Genomic DNA, 23454 nt, shown 5'->3' on the forward strand with positions numbered 1-23454 from the left:
AGCGCTGGAAGGCCGGAAGGCTGAACGCCTGAGCGGGCCGGCGCCCATTTGTACATTCCACCAGACGGAATATTCCGCAGGGAAACAAACCGATAGGATCCGCCTTATGCGCCGTTCCAAAATCGTCTGCACACTGGGCCCCGCCGTCGACTCATACGAGCAGCTGAAAGCGCTCATCGAGGCCGGTATGAACGTGGCCCGCTTCAACTTCAGCCACGGGACCCACGCCGACCACGAGGAGCGGTACCACCGCGTCCGCCAGGCGTCCGAGGACACCGGACACGCCGTGGGCGTGCTGGCCGACCTCCAGGGCCCCAAGATCCGTCTGGAGACCTTCGCCGAGGGGCCGGTCGAACTGGTCCGCGGCGACGAGTTCACCATCACGACCGAGGACGTCCCCGGCGACAAGTCGATCTGCGGGACCACCTACAAGGGCCTGCCCGGTGACGTCTCCAAGGGCGACCAGGTCCTGATCAACGACGGCAACGTCGAACTGCGCGTCGTCGAGGTCGACGGCTCGCGGGTCAAGACGATCGTCGTCGAGGGCGGCGTGATCTCCGACCACAAGGGCATCAACCTCCCCGGCGCGGCCGTCAACGTCCCGGCCCTTTCCGAGAAGGACGTCGAGGACCTGCGCTTCGCACTGCGCATGGGCTGCGACATGGTCGCGCTCTCCTTCGTCCGTGACGCGAGCGACGTCAAGGACGTCCACAAGGTCATGGACGAGGAGGGCCGTCGCGTCCCCGTCATCGCCAAGGTGGAGAAGCCGCAGGCGGTCGAGAACATGCAGGACGTCGTCATGGCCTTCGACGGCGTGATGGTGGCCCGTGGCGACCTCGCGGTGGAGTACCCGCTCGAGCGGGTGCCGATGGTCCAGAAGCGCCTCATCGAACTGTGCCGCCGCAACGCCAAGCCGGTGATCGTGGCGACCCAGATGATGGAGTCGATGATCACCAACTCCCGCCCCACCCGCGCCGAGGCGTCCGACGTCGCGAACGCGATCCTTGACGGCGCGGACGCGGTCATGCTCTCCGCGGAGTCGTCGGTCGGCGCGTACCCGATCGAGACGGTCAAGACGATGTCGAAGATCGTCACCGCGGCGGAGGAGGAGCTCCTCTCCAAGGGCCTCCAGCCTCTGGTTCCCGGCAAGAAGCCGCGCACCCAGGGCGGCTCGGTCGCCCGCGCGGCCGCCGAGATCGCGGACTTCCTGGGCGGCAAGGCGCTGATCGCGTTCACCAAGTCCGGTGACACGGCCCGCCGCCTGTCCCGCTACCGCGCCGAGCAGCCCATCCTCGCCTTCACGACGGACCAGTCGACCCGTAACCAGCTCACCCTGAGCTGGGGCGTGGAGTCCTTCCTCGCACCCTTCGTGGAGACGACGGACGCGATGGTCGAGATCGTCGACGCGGAGCTGCTGAAGCTCCAGCGCTACAACGCGGGTGACGTCATGGTGATCACGGCCGGCTCGCCTCCCGGCGTCCCGGGCACGACGAACATGGTGCGCGTCCACCACCTCGGCGGCGAGGTCCGCGGCTGACCCCGCTCCCCCTGTCGACAGGCGGCCCTCCGACCTTCCCGGTCGGGGGGCCGCCGCCTTGCGTCCGGTGCCACCGTCACCCGCTCCGGGTCCGGGTCCGACAGGCGTATCAACTCCTTGACACAGTCCGGGAGCTGAGCAATTGTGTCACCATCTTGATACACCCGACGGACGGAGAAAGGTGGTCGGCATGTCTGCTGCCTCGACGGCGGAAGGCACCTGGCGCACTTGGATCGACACCCCCACCCGATGGGCGGGCGCGGCCGCCGGCGTCGCGGTCGGCACACTCGTCGACTTCAACCCGGAGCCGGACGTCCAACTCCTCTACGCCTTCCCCGCGTTCGGGCTGTGCGTCATGGCCGGCGTCCTGGCGGCCGATCTGATCGCCCGCCCGCGGCACAGCTGGATACGGGTGGCGGAAGTGACACCCCGCCGCGTCCGCGACCACGTACCCCGCGCCCTGGCCACGTTCCTCGCCGCGCAGGCGCTGATCCTCACGGTACTTGTCGTCATTGCCGCGAGCACGGCCACTGCGGACTCCGAGGGCCGCTCCGGACGCGCTCTGGCCGTCGAATGCCCGGCCGGGTCCCAGTTGCTCGGCCCCTGGCCCGGTCTCTACTACGCCTGGCCGGCACTGGGCGGCATGGCCCTCGGCACCGTCGCCTGCGCGCTGCTGCTGCGCCGCGTGACCCTGCGCTCCCAGACGGACGACCAACGCCGGATCCAGGCACGCGCGGCGGTCGGCGCCTGGGGAGTCCTGGTAACGGCCCCGCTCTTCGCCGTCTCGTTCACCATGGCCGTCGTCGTACTGAGCCTGTCCTGCGCGGGCGTGGCGAAGGTCTTCGCCCTGGCGGCGCTCGCCCTCACCGCCTTCACCTCGGCACTGAGCGGCTGCCACTGCCTGGGCGTCCTCCTGATCCCCCAGGCCTACACGGAGGCGAGGTCATGACCGCGCACAGCGTCCGCATCACCGTCAACCACGCGGCGCCCGTCCCGCCCTACGAGCAGGTCCGGGCCCAGCTCGCCGACCTCATCTCCGTCGGCCGGCTCCGCCAGGGCGACCGGCTGCCCTCCGTCCGCCAACTCGCCGCAGACCTCGGCCTCGCCAACAACACGGTGGTCCGCGCCTACCGCGAACTGGAGACCGCCGGCCTGGTCAGAACCCGCCGCGGCTCCGGCACCCAGGTCATCGCGCCCCCGTCGATCGCCGACTCCAAGGAGAAACTCGCCGAACAGGCCCGCCTCTTCGCGATCGTGGCTCGCCAACTCGACGCGACGGACGAGGAGGCGTTGGCAGCGATCCGGCACGCGCTGGCGTCGACGGACAGCGTTTGAGCTTGTAGGGGTACCGTTTATATAAGCCCACCCCTATGAGCTTGCTCGTGATCGTCATCCCGCTCAAGCTCGCCGAGCTGAGGGCCCCGCGCTCGGCGCTCCAGCGGCCGAGCCCAGAGAAGGCAGCGACCGCCGTCAACATCGGCGAGCAACCGTCAAGCTGTCTGTGTCGAGGCAACCGAGCGGAACACTTTAGCCCGGTCCGCAGCACGGCCGAATCCTCATTGGCCTCGCCGCCGTCGGCGAGCGTCACCGCCAGATCCGCAGCGCCCCGGGCCATGCTCGGTCCCGCGAGACCGCAGCGGCCCGAGCGAATGAAGGTACGCGGCGGTCAACCCGGTGGCATCGGCAAGGTCCGCCACCAACCGCGCCGTGGCATGCCCGACAGCTCGGAACCATCGGGACGACACAACTCAATTGTCTGCATGCAGAAGGCGCTCTCCGCTTGGACCGACAAAACCCCGTGCGGACGAAACCGACACTTGGAGTCATCGGCGTCGGTGGTTCACCCTGCTGTTTGCCGGGTGCGGCGGCTATCGAGGCTCAGCAAGATGCGTCGTCCCCGGCCCAGGACCTGCAAACAAGTGAAGGGCGGCGCCGCGTCGTATCGTGGCGCCACCCTTCAGCTGTCCTACCCGGAGACGGTCAGTCGACCTGCCCTGATATCGCCGGGAAGTCCGGAGGCCAGGGCTCACGTGGGTCGTACAACGACTGCCGTTCGCCCATCAACGCATATTCCGCCTCACGCCAGTTCGGATTACTACCGACGACGAAACTGCCGCCACCCCGCTCCAGCATCCAGGTGTAAGCGGCGTCCTGGGCCGGAATGTCGTGCCGTTCGCTGAGAGTGGCGAACTCGGCAAGCGTCGCCCGCCGGACGTAGAGCCCCTTTCTGTAGTAGGGCTTGAGGAACATCAGCTCGACATGCCCGATGTAGACCTCGATCTGTGTCGTTGTCCGGTCCACCAGCGTGGCCTCACTGATCAGAAACAACTGCCGGTGTGAGGGATCGAACCCGCTGACTCTGAAGAGCCGCCCCTCCCGGATGAGATCTGTCATGGCAGCCATACTCCTCTCACTCTGGCACCGGTACTCCGTTGGCGTACCGGAAGCGCTCCGGGAAGACGCGTACGACGTTGCCCGCCTCATCGGTCATGTGCCACTCGATCGATGACCAACTGCGTTGCTCAAGCCTGACGGCGGTCCGGAGTTTGATCATTTCCCAGGCGGTTCCGTAGCCGGAGGCCCGGATCGTCGCCCAGTCGCTGTCCTTGATCGTTTCACCACGCTTCAGCAGCAGATCAAGTGCCTCGTCGGCGGTCCGGGCGCCTGCGACACCGTCCAAGGACACCGACAACCGGACGTTCGAGTTGGCTACCGCGCTCTCGACTCCTAGCGTCCATATGGGACGTACGCCCAACCCCAACGCCTCCGGCAGTTCGTTGCCGAAGTTCTTGCCATTAAAGGTCCGTCCGCCGAGGGCCTTGGCCAGATCGTCCGAGTAGGGGTTGACTCCGAGGACGATGTGATCGCCATTTCTCACCAGATCGGCAAGGATCGCGTCGACACACTCATTGTGTACGAGGACCGGAGTAGATCCGACGTACACGTAGTACGAATTGAGCTTCTCAACCTCGAAGTTGAAGACCTGGATGTGTCCCTTGACGCGGGACGTGCCGAGGATCGTCTCGGCAGTGCCGTCCTTCGCCCGGAAGGTGTCGCCAGCCAGGAGCTCGCGTGCCTGAACCCACCCCCGATCCTGCACCCAGAATCGGTGCGAGTCAGTTGCCTCGACTTCGCCCCCGGCTGTCCGGATCTGCACCAGCTCGCCGACCGTGCGGTTGAACAGCTTGAGAACGCGCTGCAGGGACTTCTTCCCGGTAGCCAGGTCGGTGGACCATACCCGGTCACCGACCCTGATCTGCTCGATCGGTTTCGGGCCGCCCTCGGTCGCTACCTTCGTGCCCGCGGGGAAGCACCGTCCGATCAATGCCTCCGTCCCGGCCCGTTCCAGATTGGCCACGGCTGATGCGCTCAGCCCAGATCCACGTAGTCCCCACAGTGCCTCGCTGAGCCTAGCTCCGTTCAACATCGCCACACGTACCGTGAGTGCGGCACTGACCGCACGCACAAGGAGCTCCGGCACGATGATGCTTCCCGCCAACCAGAGGCATCCGCTGAGCTTGCCGTGGGCGCAGTCGATGATGTCCCTGACCGCAGCGAGCGCCAGGGCCTTCAACACGGATGCCGTGAGTTCCAGCCCGTCGATATGCACGTCGTCCTGCTGGAAGGTCACATCCAGGGGAGAACTCATCAGGTAGTCGCGCTTGATGCTGCTCCCGCAGTCCTTGCGCGCGACACCGGGCAGCGAACACGTCTCGAGGTAGAAGTCCATCTCGCCGTAGACGTGGTACTCAAGGTCGATCTCGCAGCCGATCTGGTCGCCGGTGTGCGTGCCGACGCAATCGCTCTTGGGGTTGATGTCGACCAGGGTGTCGTCGCTGGGGCGCATGACGACGCCGTCGACGCCCACCGGCCCCGCTGTGGACCTCTCCCTCTCCTGCTCTGCCGCGCTCTCTGCTGTCTCCGTACGGATCGCCGCCTGAGCGGCCTCCACGGCAAGATTCCGCGAATTGGCCGCCGCCGCCTCCGCCACGGTGGCATCGGCTTCGGCTTTGTCGGCGGTGTCGCGCGCGGTGCTCGCGTCCTGCTCGGCCGCCGTGGCCGCGTCACGGGCCGCCGCTGCGTCGCGTTCCGCCTCCGTCGCGGCGGCATCCGCCTGGCTCGCGTACGAGCCCGCCGAGTCGGCCGCGTTCTGCGCCGCCTCGGCGTCCGCAACGGCCTGACGGTTGTACTCGACGGTGTTGGCCTCTGCCTTCTGCGCCGCCTTTGCCGAGGCATCCGCCGCCTTGGCGGAAGCCTGCGCCTCCGCGGCCGACTTGACAGCCCTCGCCGCCCAGTCCGCTGCGTTCGCCGCAGCCACAGCCGCTGCCTTGGCGTCGGTGTTGGCCCGGTCCGCCAGCGCCGTGGCCTCGACCGCGGCCTTCGCTGCCTGATCGGCCTTTGCCTTCGCCACAGCAGCCTGCTGCTCGGCCACTGTTTTCGCGGCTTGCCCCGTCAGCACGGCCAGACCCGCGGAAGAGTCGGTCTCCCTGTACGGGGACCCCAGCTCGATCGCGTCGTTGGCCGGCTTGACGACCTGAACCGCCGAGTCTCGAGCCGCCGTCGCCGCTTGTGCCGTGGCGTACGCGAAGCCCGCGGTACGCACGGCGTCAGCTCCTGCAAGCACTGCCTCCGACCGGGCCACGACGGCGTGCCCCTTGGCCTCCGCCGCCTTCTGCCGGGCGGTCTGAGCCATCGCCTTGGCAGTGAAGGCGTTCCATTTGGCGGCGTCGGCGGCATCGATGGCGTCAGCTGCCGCCGCATGGGCCTTCTTCACCGCGGCTTCCGTGACAGCCACGTCCGCCTCGGCACCGTCAGCGGCGGCCTGAGCGCGCTCGGCCGCACCCTGGGCACGGGTCGCTGCCGCACGGGCGTTGGTTGCCGCCTCGGTCGCATCGTCCGCCGCTGCACGGGCGTTGGTCGCCGCTGTGGTGGCATTGTTCGCCGCAGTCCGCGCCTTGGTAGCTGCCTCGCGCGCCTCGATGGCCGCGGCAGTGCCGTCCACCGCTGCGAGCAACGCCTCCGCTGCCTCGGCCTTGGCAACCAGCGTGTCCCTCTTGCGCTCTGCTTCCAGAGCACCGTCGCGTGCCTTCACTGCTCTACTCTCGGCGGCAAGGGCCTCGTTCTTCTTGGCGGCGGCAGTGTTCCCGGCCGTCTGCGCCTTGGCCAGCTCGTCGGCGGCCGTCTGCCGCTCGGATTGCGCCTTCGCCTCCGCAGCCTGTGCCTTGGCACGCTCCGCGTCCGCGAGTTCCTTCTGGGACTTGGCGTAGTCGCGCTCGGCCTCTGCGGTCTTGCGCTTGGCCGCCGCGTCGGCGGCCGCCGCCTTCGCGGTCGCTTCTGCTGCCTCGGCCTTCTCCTGCGCTGCCTTCGCCTTGGCGGCGTTTTCCGCGGCCTTCTTGGCCTGCAGCGCTGCGCCTTCGGCGGACGCCTTAGCCTGCGCCTCGGCCTCCTCGGCCGCCTTCCGGCGGAACTCGGCCTTCGAGGCATGTGCCTGGGTCTCGGCCAAGGCCATCAGCGTCTTGCTGTCAGCGGCCGAGGCACGGGTCGCGTTCGACGCCGTCTCGGTGGCCTTGAACGCCGCCTGCGCTGCCGCGGCGGAAGCCTTTGCCACCTGCACGGCCTGCTGGCCGTACATCAGGCCACGGCCACGGGGCTGACCGGCGGCGTCGGCGATGCCATACGCCTCCTGTTTGGCCGCCTCGGCCTTCGTGGCCTCTTCCTGCGCCGCGAGCGCCGCACGCCCGGCGACGAAGACCCTGCCCTGGGCACGGGCACGTGCGATATCGATGTTGTTCTTGACTGTCGTGAAGGTCTCCGGCTCCGGGTACGACAGCCCTGCCGACGCGGGGCTCTGCTTCAGCCAGTACGACTGCCACTCCGACAGGCGACTCGCGATGATCGATTGTCCGAGTGCCTCACCAAGAGCCTGGGCCGCAATCGAGAGGTGCCGTGAGGCTTCCGCCTCTGCCCGGAAGATCATGTCGCGCTGCTTCTTCTGGCCCGACAGTTCGGCCTGCCACTCCATCGAGGCAAGCGTCAGCTCCGGGCCCAGCACCTGATGCGGGTCAGGTGGATTGTGCGTGGCGCACGAGGCGAACCGCGCCTTGAGCGCCTCGACGTCGAGGCGGAATTCCATGGTGCCCGGCTCCGGAGCCGTCGTCGGGAACCCTCCGTGTTGGAGAAAGATCCGCGCGTCGTCGGCGTACATGGGGTGCATGAACGTCATGCCCTCCCATGCCCGCCGGTCCTCGTAGTCCTCGTACCGGTCATCCGAGTACCGCGTCGTCGCTATCTTCGTGACCGCATCGACGGACTCCTGGCTGGCCACCGGAGTCTGGTCCTCTTGGAAGAGGTCGAATTCCGACTCCCAGAAGCGATCGTGTACCCAAGTTGACAGCCCGGTCGACCTGAACGGATTGTCCTTGTCCGCGATCCGGTCGAAGACGCCGTCGACGGAGTGATTGGGTGGGGCAGTCCCGAAGGTCGGGCCAAGCGCCTCCTCCCACACCTCTTCGCGGCCGTTGAGCTCGTCGAGTTTGGCGTCCGCCCAGGCATGGTCCTTGTCGTACGCGATAGCAAGGGGCACCGGCTCCCAGAAATCCGGGTTCGCCACGACGTGCAACTCTTCATCGGTGCCGTTGAGGCCGGTACGTGCTACCGACTTGAGCTCCTTGCCGCCCTTGCGCAGCATCAGGTTGAGCATGCACTGGTCCGCACGGACCTGAGCGGCGCTCTCGAGGTCGTAACCGACAGGAGCGTCGGGGTCCGCCGCGGCCTGCGTCTGGTCGGGCAGGGTTGGAAATTGCTGCCCCGTCACCGTAACAGCCAGCGCAGTGATCACAGCCGTGGCCGTAACCAGCCGTGAGAGCCCGCCGAGACGGCCTCGTCTCCGGGTTCGCGTGTTCACACGCATGGTGGGTTAATCCGTCCGATGTGGGACGGCCGATGTCGGCCGCCGCGAGAGGTCAGAAGAGAGAGTCGAAGGCGGCCCAGCCCGCAGTACCGATTTGCACCCGGGGCGCGAAGGGGGCGCTCGCATTGCCGGTGCCGCTGAAAAGCCACAGCAGCCCGGCCACGTCGTTGGCGATCAGGTCGGTCCTGCCGTCGCCGTCGTTGTCTCCCGTGGAGACGATCGACTTATAGGCGCCCCAGCCCGCGCCCAGGGTGATCCGGCTTTCGAGCGCGGCGTCCTGAACGGCATTACCGGTCCCGGGGTAGATGTGGAGCGTGCCGTCTGTGCCGCGGGCGACGAGGTCTGCCTTGCCGTCCCCGGTGTAGTCACCACGCCCGGCAAGGGCGTTCATCCCGTTCCAGCCGCCGGTGCCGATGCGGATCCTTGGGGCGAACGTGCCGTCGGCCCTGCCCTGGTACAGCCAGAGTGTGCCGTCGGCGTGACGACCGACGATGTCGGGGTGGGTGGTCCCGCCCATGTTTCCGACTGAGACCAGCAGGGTGTAGATGTTCCAGCCGCGACCGATGGTCTTTGTGTCGCCTCCACGCTCAGCCGTGTAGTACAAGGTGCCGTCAGGCATACGGTGGTAGAGGTCGTTGCCTTGGCCGTTCTCGGAGACGTTGGACTGGACGAGCGCGGTCGCTTCCTCCCAGCCGCTGCCCAGGTCGCGGTATGAATGAACGCCGCCGGCGCCTTTGGGCTCATAGTCCCGAAGCCGGTCAACCGTACGACCGAAAAGTGGGAACATCACGGGTCCCGGGGCCGCTTGGGCGGCCTGCGCGGCCGCCTCGTCAGTGTGTTCGTCCCACAAGGAGGGCGCCGCCCTGGAGACCATGACGGTGAAGGCCGAGACAGCGACGAGCACCGCGTAGACCACCGCCCGACGTACCGGTCGGCTGAGTTGTCCGAACATGAAGTGGAGGGTCCTTACAGGTGGTAGGCCTGTGCGGACGCACGGAGGATCACCGCAGAATGGCCGCCCCCCCGACGCCCGCGCGCCGGGTCGGACGACCACAGCTTGATCACCTTATGTTCACAAGTTGCCGATGAGTAGCGGACTTTGCGACAGAAGAACGCCAAGAGGGGTCACATTTCAACAGGGCCCTGCCACGACTCCGCCCCGAAAGGCTCGTTTCTGAAAAAAGGGCACTCACCCGAGCACACCCTCACTCCGCGACCGGCGGCTATGGCTGCCCCATCGGCCAAGAACTGTGGGCCGCACCCCCCTGAACGGGTGCGGCCCACAGCCTTTTTCGCGGCTCCCGGTGGTTCGGGGGTCAGGCCTTCGCGCCGGTGAAGTAGTTGTGCAGGCCGGGGACCGTCAGCGTCCCGCCGAACTGGCCGGCCTGGGTGACCTTCACGTCGGTGAACATGGCGAAGGGGACGTTCAGCGGCGGCGGGGTCTCCGGGCTGAAGGTGATCGGGATGATGCCGAAGAGGTTGCCCTTCAGCTCCTCCGTGTACATGGTCACTTCACCGTCGCGGATCGTCGAGGTGGAGCCCTTGGCGGCCTCGACGTGCGCGGTCGTGCCGTTCGGGCCGACCACGAGCTGGTGCAGGTCCTTGATGTCCACGCCCGTCGCGGTGAACTTCAGAACCTTCTTGATCTTGCCGCTGCCGGTCTTGACCTCCACGATGCCGTGGTAGTCGAGGCCCGTCAGCGTGAGCATGGAGCTCTCGAGGATCCACGGGTCGTCCGGGAGCAGCGGCCGGCCGGGCTCGAGTTGGGCGTCGGCCAGGGCCTCCGGGTCCGGGGTGGGGCACGGGAAGCGCGGCTTGGCGCCGTCCGGGATGGCCTCGTCCTGCTTGGGGTCGAGTCCCTTGACGTCCTCGTCCAGCTCTTCGACCTCGGCGCCGGCCTTGTCAGCCGCGTCCTTGATCGCTTCCTTGGTCTTGTCGACCGTGTCGTCCACCGTGTCGCCCACCGCGTCGGCGGGCTTCTCCGCAGGCTCCTCGGCCGGTGCCTCCGACGGCGCCACCGAGGGTTCCTCGGCCGGCTGTGTCGCCGTCTCGCTCGGCGACGGCGTCTCGGACGGCTCACCCTTCAGCGTGTCGCCGATGCCGTCGATGAGGTCCTTGACCTTGTCGCCCACGCCCAGCGGGTCGAGCGGGTTGGTCGACTGGCTCGGGGACGGCTCCGGCGCGGGCGCCGCCTGCTCGGATCCGGCCGCGGGGGCGGACGGGCTCTCGGCCGGCTTCGGCTCCTGCGCCCCGTCATCCGTTCCGGTTCCGGACGTGGCACTCGGCGTCGGCTCCGGATCGGCCGTGTCCGAAGGGGACGGTGACTCGGACGGCTTCGCCGACTCCGACTCCGACGCGGACGGTGACGGCGACTCCGAAGGCTCGTCGGAACGGGTCACGCACGGGCCGGGAGCGAAGGGGATTTCCTTGTCGTCGGCCAGCGCCAGCTTCGGGGTGAGCCCCATGCCGACGAAGACGGCGGTAGGCATCGCGGCCAGGGCGATCGCCTTGCTCGCGGGCATCTGGAACTTGTGGAACAGGGACTTCCTGGGCGCGGCGTGGCGCGGCCCTCTTCTCTCCCGCGAGCCGTCGCCGCCCGCGTCCGCGGTCAGCGGTGGTGTCACGTCACCCGGCACTGTTCCTCCCGCCGTTGCCTTCGATGGATGTCTCGTGCGTGTCCGCTCCGAAGCCGTCACGCTGCTCCGGTACGGCGGGACTGTCGGACGACTGCCGGACCGCGGGCGCCTCGTCGGCGTTCACGGGCCTGCCGGGCACCCACGACAGCGAAAGCGCGCCGCCCGTGAGGGAGAGGACGAACCCGATGATGAAGCCGCCCAGGTTGGCGATCGGAAGGGACACCAGCGCCAGGAGAATCGTGGCGACGCCCGCGAACACCCGTACGATGTGCTGGAACCACATCGTGAGACCCAGCGTCACCAGCAGCACGCCGATGATCAGTGAGCCGGCCCCCGCAGTCGTCTGCATCGCGAGGTTCATGTGGCCGATTTTGAAGGTCGCATACGGGAAGTAGGCGATGGGGATCCCGCCGAGCAGGGTCAGCAGACCCGCCCAGAAGGGCCGCTGTCCCCGCCAGGTACGGAAGTTCCGCCGAAGGACGCGGATGTAGTGCTCGTCCCGCCCCTGTGACACTGCAGTCTCGGCGCTCATGGAAAACAGCTCCCTGGTACTGGCGTTGCTGTGTGAAGAGAGTGGCGGGCGGGCGAAGCTGCCAGAGTCTCACCCGCCCGCCCGGACGGGGCTACCGTCAGTAGCACTCGACCTTGGGGCCGTCGCCCTTGTGCAGGCGCATGCTCAGACCGCTGAGCTCGAAGGTGCCGGCGGTGGTCGCCCACGCCTTCTGCTCGACATCGGTCAGGACCGCCCGGTCGGCCTGCTGCGCGAACCCGTTGGGCAGGATCGAGGTGTCCTTGACCGCCGGGCCCTTGCCCGCGGGGCCGGCACCACCTTCCGGGTTGTCCGTGTCCTTGGCCGCGACGCCGATGTCGATGTTCTCGAACCTGGCGTTCGCGTCCAGCTCGGACACGTCCAGGTAGAGCTTCTCGGCCTGGACGTCGGTGCCCTTGTCGCCGGCCGTCAGCTTCAGCGTGATCTTGCCGACGAACGGGACGTCGGTGACCACCGACTGGCACATCTTGGTGATCGACGCGTTCTTGAACGTCGAGATCGCGACGGGGTGCGCGACCTTCTCGTCACCCTTGAGGTCCTTGTACCCCATGTCGACGCCGCCGTACTGGGAGAACCCAGTTCCGACGAGCTTGCCGGCCGTGACCTTGAACTCCTGGCCCGACACCGCGAAGGACGCGGCGAGCGCCCCCTGTGCCAGGCCGACGCCTATCGCAGCCGTCGCGGCCACGCTCGGCACCATGACCAGGGCGAACCGCTTCCATCTGGTTCCACCGCGAGCCATAGACTCCATGACTTTCCTCCTTCTCGGACGTACATCTCCGGTCCGGACCCGCGGGCCCGTCCTGGGATGGGAGAAGTGCTACGTCCTCGGGAAGGAGAGCGCCTGGTCTTCAGGCGCGACGTGCGTCCGAAGAACACCGGCGATCACCCCCGAGCGACAACCACTGGTCGCGCCTGACTCGTCACGCACAACCTGCCGGACAGGCCCTGCCGTTCTGTGGCAGGAACCCCCCTGTCCGCGACCGGCGCCTCTGACGCCGATCGGCCCGGTGGGGACCCAATGGGCCGCGGCACGACTGGGAGCCGGGCTGGTGCGGTATTGGACCGAGCGTCGCCGATCGTGGTCCATTCCACGCCAGGGCACAAGGGGGTTCGTTACTGGCTAGTAACGGCCTGATAACCACGCCACGACCGCACGATGTCGCGCGAGCACGCTGGGTGCCGTCCGGACCGCCGACACAGAGGGCGATAGCCATAGATAACCGGACAGAACAAGGGCGTTGTTGTACTCGGAGTAACCCGGGGGCCCGATTGCCAAGTTTTGGCAAAGCCGAGGCGCGTTTTGTCACTGTGTCGCCAAATCGGCGGTGACGCCGTGTCAGCGCCACCGCCGCAAATCCGTCAGAACGCCATCCTCAGGACACCCTTGTCATAACGGCTGTCAATGAACGTCCGGCCGGGGCTGGGTGGGACGCCGCCGAAACATCAGCGACATCACAGGAGTCGTCAGAAGAGCACCCGCGCGAGCGCCTGCCGGGCCGCCGTCACCCGCGGGTCGTCCTGACCGACCACCTCGAAGAGCTCCAGCAGCCGCACCCGTGCCGCGTCGCGTTCGTCCCCGGCGGTGCGCCGCACCGTCTCCACGAGCCGGCCGAAGGCGTCCTCGACATGACCGCCGACGAGATCCAGGTCCGCGGCGGCGATCTGCGCCGAGGCGTCGGCCGGGTCGGCGGCAGCGGCGTCACGGACCTTCTGCGGGTCCATGTCCTTCACCCGGCCGAGGAGTTCGGCCTGCGCGAGACCGAGCTTCGCCTCCATGTTGGCCGGGTCGTCGGACAGCACGTTCTTGTACGCCTGGACGGCGCCGCCGAAGTCGCCCGCGTCCAGGGCCTGTACGGCCGCTTCCAGCAGTGCGTCGTAAGGGCCGGCCGGGACGGGGGCCGGTGCGGCCTCCTCGGAGGCGTCCGGGTCGACCTCGATGCCGGTGAGGCCGAAGCGCTCCTCTGCCACCTGCACCAGCTGGTCCAGCGTCTGGCGGATCTGCGCCTCCGGCGCGGCGCCCTGGAAGAGGGGCAGCGCCTGGCCGGCCACCACCGCGAACACCGCGGGGATACCCTGGATCCCGAACTGCTGCATCAACATCTGGTTGGCGTCGACGTCGACCTTGGCGAGAACGAACCGGCCGTTGTACTCCGTGGCGAGGCGCTCCAGCAGCGGGCCGAGCTGCTTGCACGGCTCGCACCACTCGGCCCAGAAGTCGATGACGACCGGTACCTCGGTGGAGCGCTGCAGGACGTCGCGCTCGAAGCTCGCCTCGTCGGTGTCGATCACCAGGCCGGCAGGGGACACGGCTTGACCGCCACCCTGACGGGCGGCCTCGGCCCTCGCCTGCTCCGCCTTCACCTTGGCCTCGTTGGCCGCCTTCACCGCGGCGAGGTCGACGACGCCGCTCATGGACATGTTCCTAGGCTGCATGAGTACATCCTCCCCCCTCCGCGCGCACAAATGAAAAGCCGCCCACCGCTGCCGCCGGCAGGCGGCCCGAGGATGCGACCCCTCCGTCGACCGTGTTCGACTCCGCGGCCGGTCCTGCGATTCCGAGATGTCGGCGCCGGGTCCCCACCATGGCGCCTGTGGTTGTCGCGACGAGCCGGTCATGGCTTTCGCTACGGGTCGTAGCGTATCTGCGTGGGTCCGGCGGTGTGAAGCATTTTCCGGTGAGCTGCCTCACAGCCGCCTTTCTCCTTACCGGCGGGTATGGTCGCGGGCATGTCCAGCAGCACCCACCCCGAAACACCGCGTACGGGTCGTACAGGACGGCCCCGCAGCGCCGAGACCGATACGGCGATCCTGGAGGCGACCCGCGCCTCCCTCGTCGAGCTGGGGTGGTCGAAACTCACCATGGGGGACGTCGCCACGCGGGCGGGGGTCGCCAAGACCACGCTGTACCGCCGTTGGGCGAACAAGAACGAACTGGTCGTCGACGCCGTGGCCGTCCTCTTCGACGAGCTCGAACTCGCCGACCGGGGCAGCCTGGTCGCGGACGTGGAGGGTGTGGTGCTCCAGTTCGCCGAGTTGCTCGGGCAGCCCGAGACCAAGACGGCTCTGATGGGCGTCGTCGCGGAGTCCACCTGCGACGAGGCGCTGCGGACACGCATACGGTCGGCGATCGTCGAGCGGCAGAAGCGGCTCGTCGTCGAGGGCCGGGAACGCGCTCAGGCCCGCGGCGAGCTTCCGTACGAGGCGGACCCCGAGGCGGAAGCCCGCAACACGGACCTGATCTTCGACGTGGTCGCGGGCGCGGTGGTCCACCGGGCGCTGGTGAGCGCGCAGCCGGTGGACGCCGAGTGGGCGCGGCGGTTCACGTCCCTGCTGGTGTCGGGCCTCGCCGCCCTGCCCCGGTGAGCCGGGCGGCGAGGGGCCCGCGACCGGCTCAGAAGCCGGGCGGCTCCGTGTAGATGCCCCACTCGTCGCGCAGGGCGTCGCAGATCTCGCCCAGCGTGGCCTCCGCCCGTACGGCGTCGAGCATCGGCGCGATCATGTTGGAGCCGTCGCGCGCGGCGGTCAGCATCGCCTCCAGCGAGGACCGCACGAGCGCCTCGTCGCGGCCGGACTTGCGGTCGGCCAGCTCCCGCACCTGCTCGCGTTCGACTTCGTGGCTGACCCTGAGGATCTCCAGGTCGCCGGTGACGGAGCCGGTCGCCGTGTTGACGCCGACGACCTTCTTGTCGCCCTTCTCCAGGGACTGCTGGTAGCGGAAGGCGGACTCGGCGATCTCCCCGGTGAACCAGCCGTCCTCGATGCCGCGCAGGATGCCGGAGGTGATCGGGCCGATCGGGTGCTGCCCGTCGGGGTGTGCCCGGCGGCCGCGTTCCCTGATCTGGTCGAAGATCTTCTCCGCGTCGGCCTCGATGCGGTCGGTGAGCTGCTCGACGTACCAGGAACCGCCCAGCGGGTCGGCGACGTTGGCGACGCCGGTCTCCTCCATGAGCACCTGCTGCGTGCGCAGCGCGATCTCCGCGGCCTGCTCGCTCGGCAGGGCCAGGGTCTCGTCGAGGGCGTTGGTGTGCAGGGAGTTGGTGCCGCCGAGGACCGCGGAGAGCGCCTCGACCGCCGTACGCACCACGTTGTTGTACGGCTGCTGGGCGGTGAGCGAGACACCGGCGGTCTGGGTGTGGAAGCGCAGCCACTGGGCCTTGTCGGTCTTCGCCCCGTAGACCTCCTTCATCCAGCGGGCCCAGATCCGGCGGGCGGCGCGGAACTTGGCGATCTCCTCGAAGAAGTCGAGGTGCGCGTCGAAGAAGAAGGACAGGCCGGGCGCGAAGGTGTCGACGTCGAGACCGCGGGAGAGCCCGAGCTCGACGTAGCCGAAGCCGTCGGCGAGCGTGTACGCGAGCTCCTGCGCGGCCGTCGCGCCGGCCTCGCGGATGTGGTAGCCGGAGACCGAGAGGGGCTTGTACGCGGGGATGCCGGCCGCGCAGTGCTCCATCAGGTCGCCGATCAGTCGCAGATGCGGCTCGGGCTGGAAGAGCCACTCCTTCTGCGCGATGTACTCCTTGAAGATGTCGGTCTGAAGGGTGCCGTTCAGCACGGCGGGGTCGACGCCCTGGCGCTCGGCGGCGACCAGATACATGCAGAAGACGGGGACGGCGGGACCGGAGATGGTCATCGACGTCGTCACGTCGCCGAGCGGGATGTCCTTGAAGAGGACCTCCATGTCGGCGGCGGAGTCGATGGCGACACCGCAGTGGCCGACCTCGCCGAGCGAGCGCGGGTCGTCGGAGTCGCGGCCCATGAGGGTCGGCATGTCGAAGGCGACGGAGAGCCCGCCGCCGCCGGCGGCCAGGATCATCTTGTAGCGCTCGTTGGTCTGCTCGGCGTTCCCGAAGCCGGCGAACTGGCGGATGGTCCAGGTGCGGCCCCGGTAGCCGGTGGGATGCAGTCCGCGGGTGAAGGGGTACTCACCGGGCCAGCCGATGCGTTCGAACCCCTCGTAGTGGTCCCCGGGCCGGGGGCCGTACACGGGCTCGACCGGGTCCCCGGAGAGCGTGGTGAAGTCGGCGTCCCGCTTGCGGGCCTTGTCGTAACGGGCCTGCCAGCGTCGGCGGCCTTCCTCGATCGCGTCAGCGTCCATACCTCGAATTTACTAGGACGTCCTAGTAAATGTCGATGGCAAAGCGCCGCGAGCCGTGCTCGCGGCGCTTTGCGGGTGCTACGCGTCGGCCGTCGCCGGGGCGGCGTCGCCGGCGATCAGGGCGCGCGCCTCACGGGTGATCTTCGGCTCGACGAAGAACGAGGCGAAGGGGATGCAGCCCGCGGCCAGCACCCACAGCAGCTTGCCGAACGGCCACTTCGCCTTGGAGCCCAGATCGAAGGCGAAGACGACGTAGATGATGAAGAGCACACCGTGGACCTGGGAGATCAGCATGGTGTCGCCGGTGTCGAAGCCGTACTTGGCGACGATCGCCGCGGTGAAGACCAGCAGCCATACGGCGGTGACGTACGCCATCACCCGGTAACGGAAAAGCACATTCGCCTTCATGGCATCGAGCGTAACCGGGCGGCCGCGGCGATCCTCCCGCGGGGCGCGTGACCTACTTCTCGTCGAAGTCGCCGGCCGCGACCCGCAGCGGACGGAGCAGCGCGAAGATCTCCGCGCACTCCTCCGCGTCGTAGGTGCCCAGGCCGAAGTCCATGTCCATCAGGTCGCGGGTGGCGGACTCCACCACCTCCCGGCCCTTCTCCGTGATGGAGGCGAGCGTGCCGCGGCCGTCGTTGGGGTTGGGCCGCTTGTCGACCAGACCGGACCTGACCAGCCGGTCCACGGTGTTGGTCACCGACGTCGGGTGCACCATCAACCGCTCGCCGATCTTGGACATCGGCAGCTCGCCCGCCCGGGAGAAGGTGAGCAGCACCAGCGCCTCGTAGCGGGCGAAGGTCAGGCCGTACGGCTTGACGACGGCGTCGACCTCGGCGAGCAGGATCTGGTGCGCGCGCATGATCGAGGTGATCGCTGCCATCGAGGACACGGGCCCCCAGCGCTGCTGCCACAGTTCGTCGGCGCGGGCGATGGGATCGAAGGGAAGGCTGAGCGGCTTCGGCACGGCACCGACCTTACCGACTGGTCACATGCTGGTCAGCCCTGTCTCGCTCTTCGGTCGATTCATCCTTTCGGCCCACTGTCCCTCCGCCCCGGGCGGCCAAGCCGTGCGGTCCGGAATCCTCACCTGAGCACGGAGCGCCCGAGGCGGTACCGAACGGCGCGCCGCGCCACGGGTCCGAGCTCGTCAAGGGCGGCGACCAGGGCCGCGAGCTGCCCGAGGGCGTCCAGGGCGCGCTCCGCGCCGTCGGGGTCTACGCCCTCGTAGAGCTCGAGACCGACGAACGCGGCGGCGACGGCGCGGGCCAGTCCGGCGGGGTCGGTGAACTCGGCGAGCGGGGTCCCGGCGAGGATTCTCGCGAGCACTTTCTCGATCTCGGCGATCCACAGATCGAGGCCGGCAGCGGTGGCCGGTGCGAGACGGGGCTGGGTCTGAGCGCCTGCCAGCAACTGCGAGAGGACCGCGACATGACCGCCGGCGCGCTCCTCGTCGTGCATCCGGCGGCCGAATTCGAGCAGCTCCGACAGTGTGGTGACCGCGGCCAGACGGTCGCGGTAGCGGGCGACGCGCTGCTCCGCGCCGTGCCGGCAGGCAGCGGCGAGCAGTTCGTCGACGGAGCCGAAGTGGTAGAAGACGAGTGCCTGGTTCACGCCCGCCGCGGCGGCGACGGAGCGTGCGGAGGTCTTGGCGAAGCCCTGTTCCGTCAGGGTGCGCAGAGCCCCTTCCAGCAGCTTCTTCCTGGTCTCCTTGCTCACGCCCGTATCTCCTCGCGTACCGGGCGCAGCCCCGCGCGCACCCCGCGCGAGCGTACGTCGCTGTAGTGGGCGGTGAACGAGCCCTCGTATCCGAAGAGCGGCCCGAAGCGGCGGTTGGTCACCCGCACCCGGATGCGGAAGCGGCCGGTGGCATCGTCGTACGACTCGCGGACCTCGGCGTCGCCGCCGATCAGGCCGGGCACACGGACGTCGACCGGTCCTTCCCGGAATCGGTGTTCGCCGGAGCGGATGAGCAGCGAACCGTCCGGCTCCGCGGACAGGTGCAGATCGCTGGCCAGGTGTTGATGCGTTCCGAGGTAGTCGAGCACGCGGTCGCCCTCGGGGCCGAGGACCATGGTGGCGTCGAAGCGTCGCGGCCCGCCGGGGAGGGCGAAGGTGCGGACGAAGGTGACGGTCTCGCGCCCGTGGGAGTCCGCGTAGGGGACGTTCTCGATCGTGAAGGGTACGTCGCGGCCGGTGCGGGGGACGAGGATGTTGCGGCTGCCGCCCAGCGCGAGGAACGGTTTGACGAAGGCGGGACCGTGCCAGATGCGGTCCATGACCCCGTGCCCTGTGCAGGCTTCGCCGCTGTCGAGCCCGACGGAGAAGCGCCGCCGGAGCTGGGGGTGGAGCCGCTCGAAGGCCCCTCCCATGGCGGCGCGGAAGATCGAGGTCATGAGTGCTCCAGGGTGCCGAGGAGGGCGGGCTCCGAGGTGCGGGCCGGCGGGGTGCGCAGACAGCGCCGGGCCGCGGGTGTGACGGGCGAGGGCGGCAGGAGGAGGGCCGCGGCGGTCGTCACGACTGCGGCGACCAGGGGCGTGTGCACGGCGGCGAGGACGACGGCGAGCAGCCGTACGGCCGATTCCGCCAGGGCGTGGGCCAGCAGCCGCTCGGGGCGGATGCCCTTCTCGCACCAGAGCCGCAGCCGGTCGAACGACCATGCGGTCGCCCAGCCCATCAGGGGCCGGAGGACCAGCCGGTCGGCCGCTCTGCCGAAGCGCCCCCACCGTGGCCGGTAGTCGTAGCCGGTCAGGAAGCGGATGCCGTCGGCGGTGGGGACGTAGCGCCAGTAGCCGCTGCCCTCCTTCAACAGGGACAGCGGATGCGGCGAGGCGAAGCGCAGCGCGGAGACCCGGGCGCCGTCGCGGCGCCTTTCTCCGGCGCTCACGCCGGTGCCGGCGACCGTCAGGAAGGGCAGAACACGGGTCGCGTACCGGAAGCGCTGCGGTTCACCGTCGTGGCGCGGCAGGTAGGCGATCTCGGTGAAGCGCAGATCCCACCGCTGGTGCCGGGACGGCTCCTGCGTGCGGTCCCACAGCGTCTCCATGTCGGCGCGGACCCGCGTCTCGATGTACAGCCTCATCCCACCCCCTGGTCCAGTTTTGAGCGACTGCTCAAAACTCAGGTTAGCGGCGGGGTGAACGTTCACCGGCCCCGGGGTACGGGAAAGCCCCCGGCCGCTGTACGACCGGGGGCTTCGCGGCACAGAGCCGGGTCAGTCCGCCAGGTGGCGTTCCACCGTCTCGACCTTGGAGGTGAGCCCGTCGGTGACGCCCGACCGGATGTCGGCCTTGAGGACCAGCGACACGCGGGGGGCGCGGGCCTCGACGGCGGCGACCGCGCGCCTGACCACGTCCATCACCTCGCCCCACTCCCCCTCCACGGACGTGAACATCGCGTCCGTGCGGTTCGGCAGGCCCGACTCGCGCACGACACGGACCGCGTCGGCGACGTATTCGCCGACGTCCTCGCCCACTCCGAGCGGCGTGACGGAGAAGGCGACGATCACGCGTCGACCACGTTCTCGCGGCGGGCGCGGGAGGCGATGACGGCGTCGTCGGCCTCGCGCTTGAGCTTGCGCTCTGCGAAGAAGCCGCCGAAGGGCAGCACCGAGAGGACGAAGTAGAGCGCCGCGGTCTTCAGGTCCCACTTGGTGCGGTTCCACGCATCCAGCCAGAAGAGCACGTAGAGGACGAAGAGCAGACCGTGGATCGCACCCATGACCGGGACCGCGTTGAAGTCCGTCGTTCGCTTGAGGACCGAGCAGACGAGCAGCAGGAGGAACGAGACGGCCTCCGGCGCGGAGACGAGACGGAGGCGGTGGAGGGAGGAGGCGGTCTTGATGTCCACGGGTCACCTTCGGTGGCGAGAGGATCGGGCGGGGGGCATGGATCTTGTGAACGCATGCACAAGCTCGCGGACCATTGTGGCAGGCCGCTTTGCGAAGTCTTTGTCAGGGTCCGGATCCTCCCCGAGGACGCTGTTCGGGGGAGGTTTCACCGGATAACGTCGGCCCGTGGCAACGTTTCGGCTCCAGGGGAGCAAGGTGCTCGCGGTCGAGATGACCGGTGACGCCGTCAGAGCGAAGAACGGGTCGATGGTCGCGTACGACGGCCAGATGGCCTTCAAGAAGATGTCCGGCGGTGGTGAGGGCATCCGGGGGATGGTCACCCGCCGGCTCACCGGCGAGCAGATGACCATGATGGAGGTGAAGGGGCAGGGCACCTGTTACTTCGCCGACCGGGCGAGCGAGATCAACCTCGTACAGCTGCACGGCGACAAGCTCTACGTCGAGTCGAGCAATCTGCTGTGCACCGACGGCGGACTGCGCACCGGCACGACCTTCACCGGGCTGCGCGGGGGCGCGAGCGGCAACGGCCTGTTCACGACCACCGTCGAGGGCACCGGCCAGGCGGCCATCATGTCGGACGGCACCGCCGTGGTGCTGCGCGTGACGCCCCAGTACCCACTCTCGGTCGATCCGGGGGCCTACATCGCCCACCAGGGAAATCTGCGCCAGGACTTCCAGTCCGGCGTGACGTTCCGGACCTTCCTCGGCGAGGGCGGCGGTGAGGCGTTCCAGATCCGCTTCGAGGGTGACGGGCTGGTCTACGTGCAGCCGAGCGAGCGCAACACCGTCGGAGGGGACGTCTGATGCCGTTCCGTGAGATCAACTCCAAGATGGTCGAGGCGACCGTGACGCCCGGCCAGAAGATGTTCAGCCAGCGCGGCGCGATGCTCGCCTACCGGGGCGACGTCAGCTTCACGCCGAACATCACCGGAGGCCAGGGCGGGCTCGCGTCGATGATCGGCCGCCGAGTGGCGAACGAGGCGACGCCGCTGATGACCGTCGAGGGCAACGGCACGGTGATGTTCGGCCACGGCGGCCACCACATCCAGGTCGTGCAGCTGACCGGCGACACCCTCTACGTGGAGGCGGACCGACTCCTCGCCTTCGACGGCACACTCCAGCAGGGGACGATGTTCATGGGCTCACAGGGCGGCGTCATGGGCATGGTCCGCGGCCAGGTGACGGGCCAGGGCCTGTTCACCACGACCCTCAAGGGCCACGGCGCGGTCGCGGTGATGGCGCACGGCGGTGTGATCGAGCTGCCGATCACCCCCGCCCGGCCGGTCCATGTGGACCCGCAGGCGTACGTCGCCCACCACGGCGACGTACGGAACAAGCTCTCCACGGCGCTCGGCTGGCGCGACATGGTGGGGCGCGGCTCCGGTGAGGCGTTCCAGCTGGAGCTCAGCGGCAGCGGTGCGGTGTACGTCCAGGCGTCGGAGGAGAAGCTGTGAGCACGCCCGTGGTTCTCGACCCGACGACGCTGCCGAGCGACGACAACGTCAACGCGTACACCTTCTGCGTGGAGCTCAAGGGCTCCCAGTGGTTCCTCCAGAAGGGCAAGATGATCGCCTACTACGGGCGCATCGACTTCAACGGAATCGGCCACGGTCGCCTCGACCGGCTGCTGAGGACCTCGTTCCACTCCCCGCTGCACGCGAGCGACTGGGTGGTGGCGGAGGGCAGCGGCAAGATGCTGCTCGCCGACCGTGCCTTCGACGTGAACTCCTTCGACCTGGACGACGGCAACCTCACGATCCGGGCGGGCAATCTGCTCGCCTACCAGCCCACGCTGGCGTTGAAGCAGTCGATCGTCCCGGGCTTCCTGACCCTGATCGGCACCGGGAAGTTCGTGGCGGCGTCGAACGGGCCCGTGGTGTTCATGGAACCACCGGTCCGCGTGGATCCGCAGGCACTGGTGGGGTGGGCGGACTGCCCGTCGCCCTGCCACCACTACGATCACGGCTACATGACCGGCGTCATGGGCGGCGTCCGGGCACTGACGGGCATCGGTGGCGCGTCGGGCGAGGAGCACCAGTTCGAGTTCGTCGGGGCGGGCACGGTGCTGTTGCAGTCGAGCGAGGCGCTGATGCCGGAGCAGGCGACCGGAGTGGTCGGTGCGGAGCCTGGCGTTCCGGGCGGTCACGGGCCGGCCGGGGGCCCCGGCCAGCACGGTTCCGCACCGCGCCTTCCCGGCCAGCTGGGGGACCTCCAGCGTCGCTTCGGGCTGTGAGCGGTAGTCTGCGGAGTGTGACGTCGAACGTCTGCGCCCCTGTGCACCCCCAGGTGCGCGGGGTGCCAGGCGTCACACCCCCCGACTTCGTCCGATTTTCAACTTCTTAGGTAGAATCCATATATGGAGACCGAGACGGCCACTCGCTGGCTGACCGATGACGAGCAATGCACCTGGCGCACGCATCTGGAAGTCAACAAGCTGCTGATGCACCAGCTCGAGAAGGACCTCCAGCCGTTCGGCCTGACCAACAACGACTACGAGATCCTGGTGAACCTCTCCGAGTCGCCGGACCGGCGGATGCGGATGAGCGACCTCGCGGCGGCCACACTGCAGTCCAAGAGCCGCCTGTCGCACCAGGTCACCCGTATGGAGAGCGCCGGCCTGGTCCGGCGGGAGAACTGCGAGTCGGACCGGCGCGGACTGTACGCCGTGCTCACCGACGAGGGTGTCGCGACCATGCAGAAGGTGGCGCCGCACCACGTCGCGTCCGTGCGCAAACACTTCATCGACCTGCTGTCGCCGGAGGCACTCGCCGAGCTGCGGGAGTCCTTGACCCCGGTCGCCGAGCACCTGCGCGGACGGCGCGGGAAGCTCTAGCGGCAGCGTCCGGCGGCAGAGCCCCGCGCGCCCTCGCGCC

At 68.7% G+C, this 23454-nt stretch carries 23 protein-coding genes; 8 read left to right on the forward strand and 15 right to left on the reverse strand.

What is annotated here, in order from left to right:
• Nucleotides 1-106 precede the first annotated feature (106 nt).
• From pyk to GLX30_RS11650, 3 genes are all read left to right on the forward strand, one after another.
• Nucleotides 107-1537, forward strand: coding sequence for a pyruvate kinase (gene pyk, locus GLX30_RS11640; protein WP_159687017.1), 1431 nt, complete (start codon nt 107-109; stop codon nt 1535-1537).
• 190 nt (nt 1538-1727) lie between these two features.
• Nucleotides 1728-2486, forward strand: a complete 759-nt coding sequence (locus GLX30_RS11645; protein ID WP_244258113.1) for a hypothetical protein — start codon at nt 1728-1730, stop codon at nt 2484-2486.
• Complete coding sequence (locus tag GLX30_RS11650; RefSeq protein WP_159687021.1) at nt 2483-2872, forward strand: GntR family transcriptional regulator; 390 nt, start codon at nt 2483-2485, stop codon at nt 2870-2872. The genes GLX30_RS11645 and GLX30_RS11650 overlap by 4 nt, the downstream gene beginning before the upstream one ends.
• Nucleotides 2873-3517: 645 nt before the next feature.
• On the opposite strand, the gene GLX30_RS11655 is transcribed toward GLX30_RS11650, so the two are convergent.
• From GLX30_RS11655 to GLX30_RS11685, 7 genes are all read right to left on the reverse strand, one after another.
• Entirely contained in the window at nt 3518-3931 is a 414-nt protein-coding gene (locus GLX30_RS11655; protein WP_159687024.1) for a hypothetical protein, read from the reverse strand.
• A 16-nt stretch (nt 3932-3947) separates the two neighbouring features.
• The gene (locus GLX30_RS11660) at nt 3948-8375 is read right to left on the reverse strand and encodes a polymorphic toxin type 27 domain-containing protein (protein WP_159687027.1); all 4428 of its coding nucleotides are present in this window, start codon (nt 8373-8375) and stop codon (nt 3948-3950) included.
• 124 nt (nt 8376-8499) lie between these two features.
• On the reverse strand, nt 8500-9399 hold the full coding sequence (locus tag GLX30_RS11665) for a VCBS repeat-containing protein (protein ID WP_159687031.1): 900 nt from the start codon (nt 9397-9399) through the stop codon (nt 8500-8502).
• Between the two features lie 364 nt (nt 9400-9763).
• Complete coding sequence (locus GLX30_RS11670; RefSeq protein WP_167306816.1) at nt 9764-11071, reverse strand: hypothetical protein; 1308 nt, start codon at nt 11069-11071, stop codon at nt 9764-9766.
• A gap of 1 nt (nt 11072) precedes the next feature.
• Complete coding sequence (locus GLX30_RS11675) at nt 11073-11615, reverse strand: DUF6114 domain-containing protein (protein WP_159687038.1); 543 nt, start codon at nt 11613-11615, stop codon at nt 11073-11075.
• 97 nt (nt 11616-11712) lie between these two features.
• Nucleotides 11713-12384: a DUF6230 family protein gene (locus GLX30_RS11680; RefSeq protein ID WP_159687041.1), complete on the reverse strand. Its 672-nt coding sequence runs from the start codon at nt 12382-12384 to the stop codon at nt 11713-11715.
• A gap of 716 nt (nt 12385-13100) precedes the next feature.
• Nucleotides 13101-14069, reverse strand: coding sequence for a tetratricopeptide repeat protein (locus tag GLX30_RS11685; protein ID WP_159687043.1), 969 nt, complete (start codon nt 14067-14069; stop codon nt 13101-13103).
• A gap of 294 nt (nt 14070-14363) precedes the next feature.
• Here GLX30_RS11685 and GLX30_RS11690 point away from each other — a divergent pair, with 294 nt between their 5' ends.
• Nucleotides 14364-14999, forward strand: a complete 636-nt coding sequence (locus GLX30_RS11690) for a TetR/AcrR family transcriptional regulator (RefSeq protein ID WP_159687045.1) — start codon at nt 14364-14366, stop codon at nt 14997-14999.
• A gap of 28 nt (nt 15000-15027) precedes the next feature.
• Here GLX30_RS11690 and GLX30_RS11695 read toward each other — a convergent pair whose 3' ends face one another.
• From GLX30_RS11695 to GLX30_RS11730, 8 genes are all read right to left on the reverse strand, one after another.
• Complete coding sequence (locus GLX30_RS11695; protein WP_159687047.1) at nt 15028-16728, reverse strand: methylmalonyl-CoA mutase family protein; 1701 nt, start codon at nt 16726-16728, stop codon at nt 15028-15030.
• Nucleotides 16729-16806: 78 nt separating this feature from the next.
• Nucleotides 16807-17136, reverse strand: coding sequence for a DUF3817 domain-containing protein (locus GLX30_RS11700; RefSeq protein ID WP_159687049.1), 330 nt, complete (start codon nt 17134-17136; stop codon nt 16807-16809).
• A 52-nt stretch (nt 17137-17188) separates the two neighbouring features.
• The gene (locus tag GLX30_RS11705; protein WP_159687051.1) at nt 17189-17698 is read right to left on the reverse strand and encodes a MarR family transcriptional regulator; all 510 of its coding nucleotides are present in this window, start codon (nt 17696-17698) and stop codon (nt 17189-17191) included.
• A gap of 119 nt (nt 17699-17817) precedes the next feature.
• Complete coding sequence (locus GLX30_RS11710; protein ID WP_159687054.1) at nt 17818-18450, reverse strand: TetR/AcrR family transcriptional regulator; 633 nt, start codon at nt 18448-18450, stop codon at nt 17818-17820.
• Nucleotides 18447-19127, reverse strand: coding sequence for a DUF4166 domain-containing protein (locus GLX30_RS11715; RefSeq protein WP_159687056.1), 681 nt, complete (start codon nt 19125-19127; stop codon nt 18447-18449). Before GLX30_RS11715 ends, GLX30_RS11710 begins: the two co-directional genes overlap by 4 nt.
• Nucleotides 19124-19813 (reverse strand): hypothetical protein, encoded by a 690-nt coding sequence (locus tag GLX30_RS11720; protein WP_159687058.1) that lies wholly within the window; start codon nt 19811-19813, stop codon nt 19124-19126. Before GLX30_RS11720 ends, GLX30_RS11715 begins: the two co-directional genes overlap by 4 nt.
• Before the next feature lie 132 nt (nt 19814-19945).
• On the reverse strand, nt 19946-20239 hold the full coding sequence (locus GLX30_RS11725; RefSeq protein ID WP_159687061.1) for an MTH1187 family thiamine-binding protein: 294 nt from the start codon (nt 20237-20239) through the stop codon (nt 19946-19948).
• On the reverse strand, nt 20236-20580 hold the full coding sequence (locus tag GLX30_RS11730) for a DUF3817 domain-containing protein (RefSeq protein ID WP_159687063.1): 345 nt from the start codon (nt 20578-20580) through the stop codon (nt 20236-20238). Before GLX30_RS11730 ends, GLX30_RS11725 begins: the two co-directional genes overlap by 4 nt.
• 166 nt (nt 20581-20746) lie before the next feature.
• Here GLX30_RS11730 and GLX30_RS11735 point away from each other — a divergent pair, with 166 nt between their 5' ends.
• The 4 genes from GLX30_RS11735 to GLX30_RS11750 all read left to right on the forward strand — a co-directional run bounded on the left by GLX30_RS11735 (nt 20747) and on the right by GLX30_RS11750 (nt 23414).
• Nucleotides 20747-21385 (forward strand): AIM24 family protein, encoded by a 639-nt coding sequence (locus tag GLX30_RS11735; RefSeq protein ID WP_005311786.1) that lies wholly within the window; start codon nt 20747-20749, stop codon nt 21383-21385.
• Nucleotides 21385-22035: an AIM24 family protein gene (locus GLX30_RS11740; RefSeq protein ID WP_159687066.1), complete on the forward strand. Its 651-nt coding sequence runs from the start codon at nt 21385-21387 to the stop codon at nt 22033-22035. The genes GLX30_RS11735 and GLX30_RS11740 overlap by 1 nt, the downstream gene beginning before the upstream one ends.
• The gene (locus GLX30_RS11745; protein ID WP_159687069.1) at nt 22032-22814 is read left to right on the forward strand and encodes an AIM24 family protein; all 783 of its coding nucleotides are present in this window, start codon (nt 22032-22034) and stop codon (nt 22812-22814) included. Before GLX30_RS11740 ends, GLX30_RS11745 begins: the two co-directional genes overlap by 4 nt.
• Nucleotides 22815-22937: 123 nt before the next feature.
• Nucleotides 22938-23414: a MarR family transcriptional regulator gene (locus tag GLX30_RS11750; protein ID WP_159687071.1), complete on the forward strand. Its 477-nt coding sequence runs from the start codon at nt 22938-22940 to the stop codon at nt 23412-23414.
• Nucleotides 23415-23454: the final 40 nt, after the last annotated feature.

The organism is Streptomyces sp. Tu 2975, assembly GCF_009832925.1.
GTDB lineage: Bacteria > Actinomycetota > Actinomycetes > Streptomycetales > Streptomycetaceae > Streptomyces.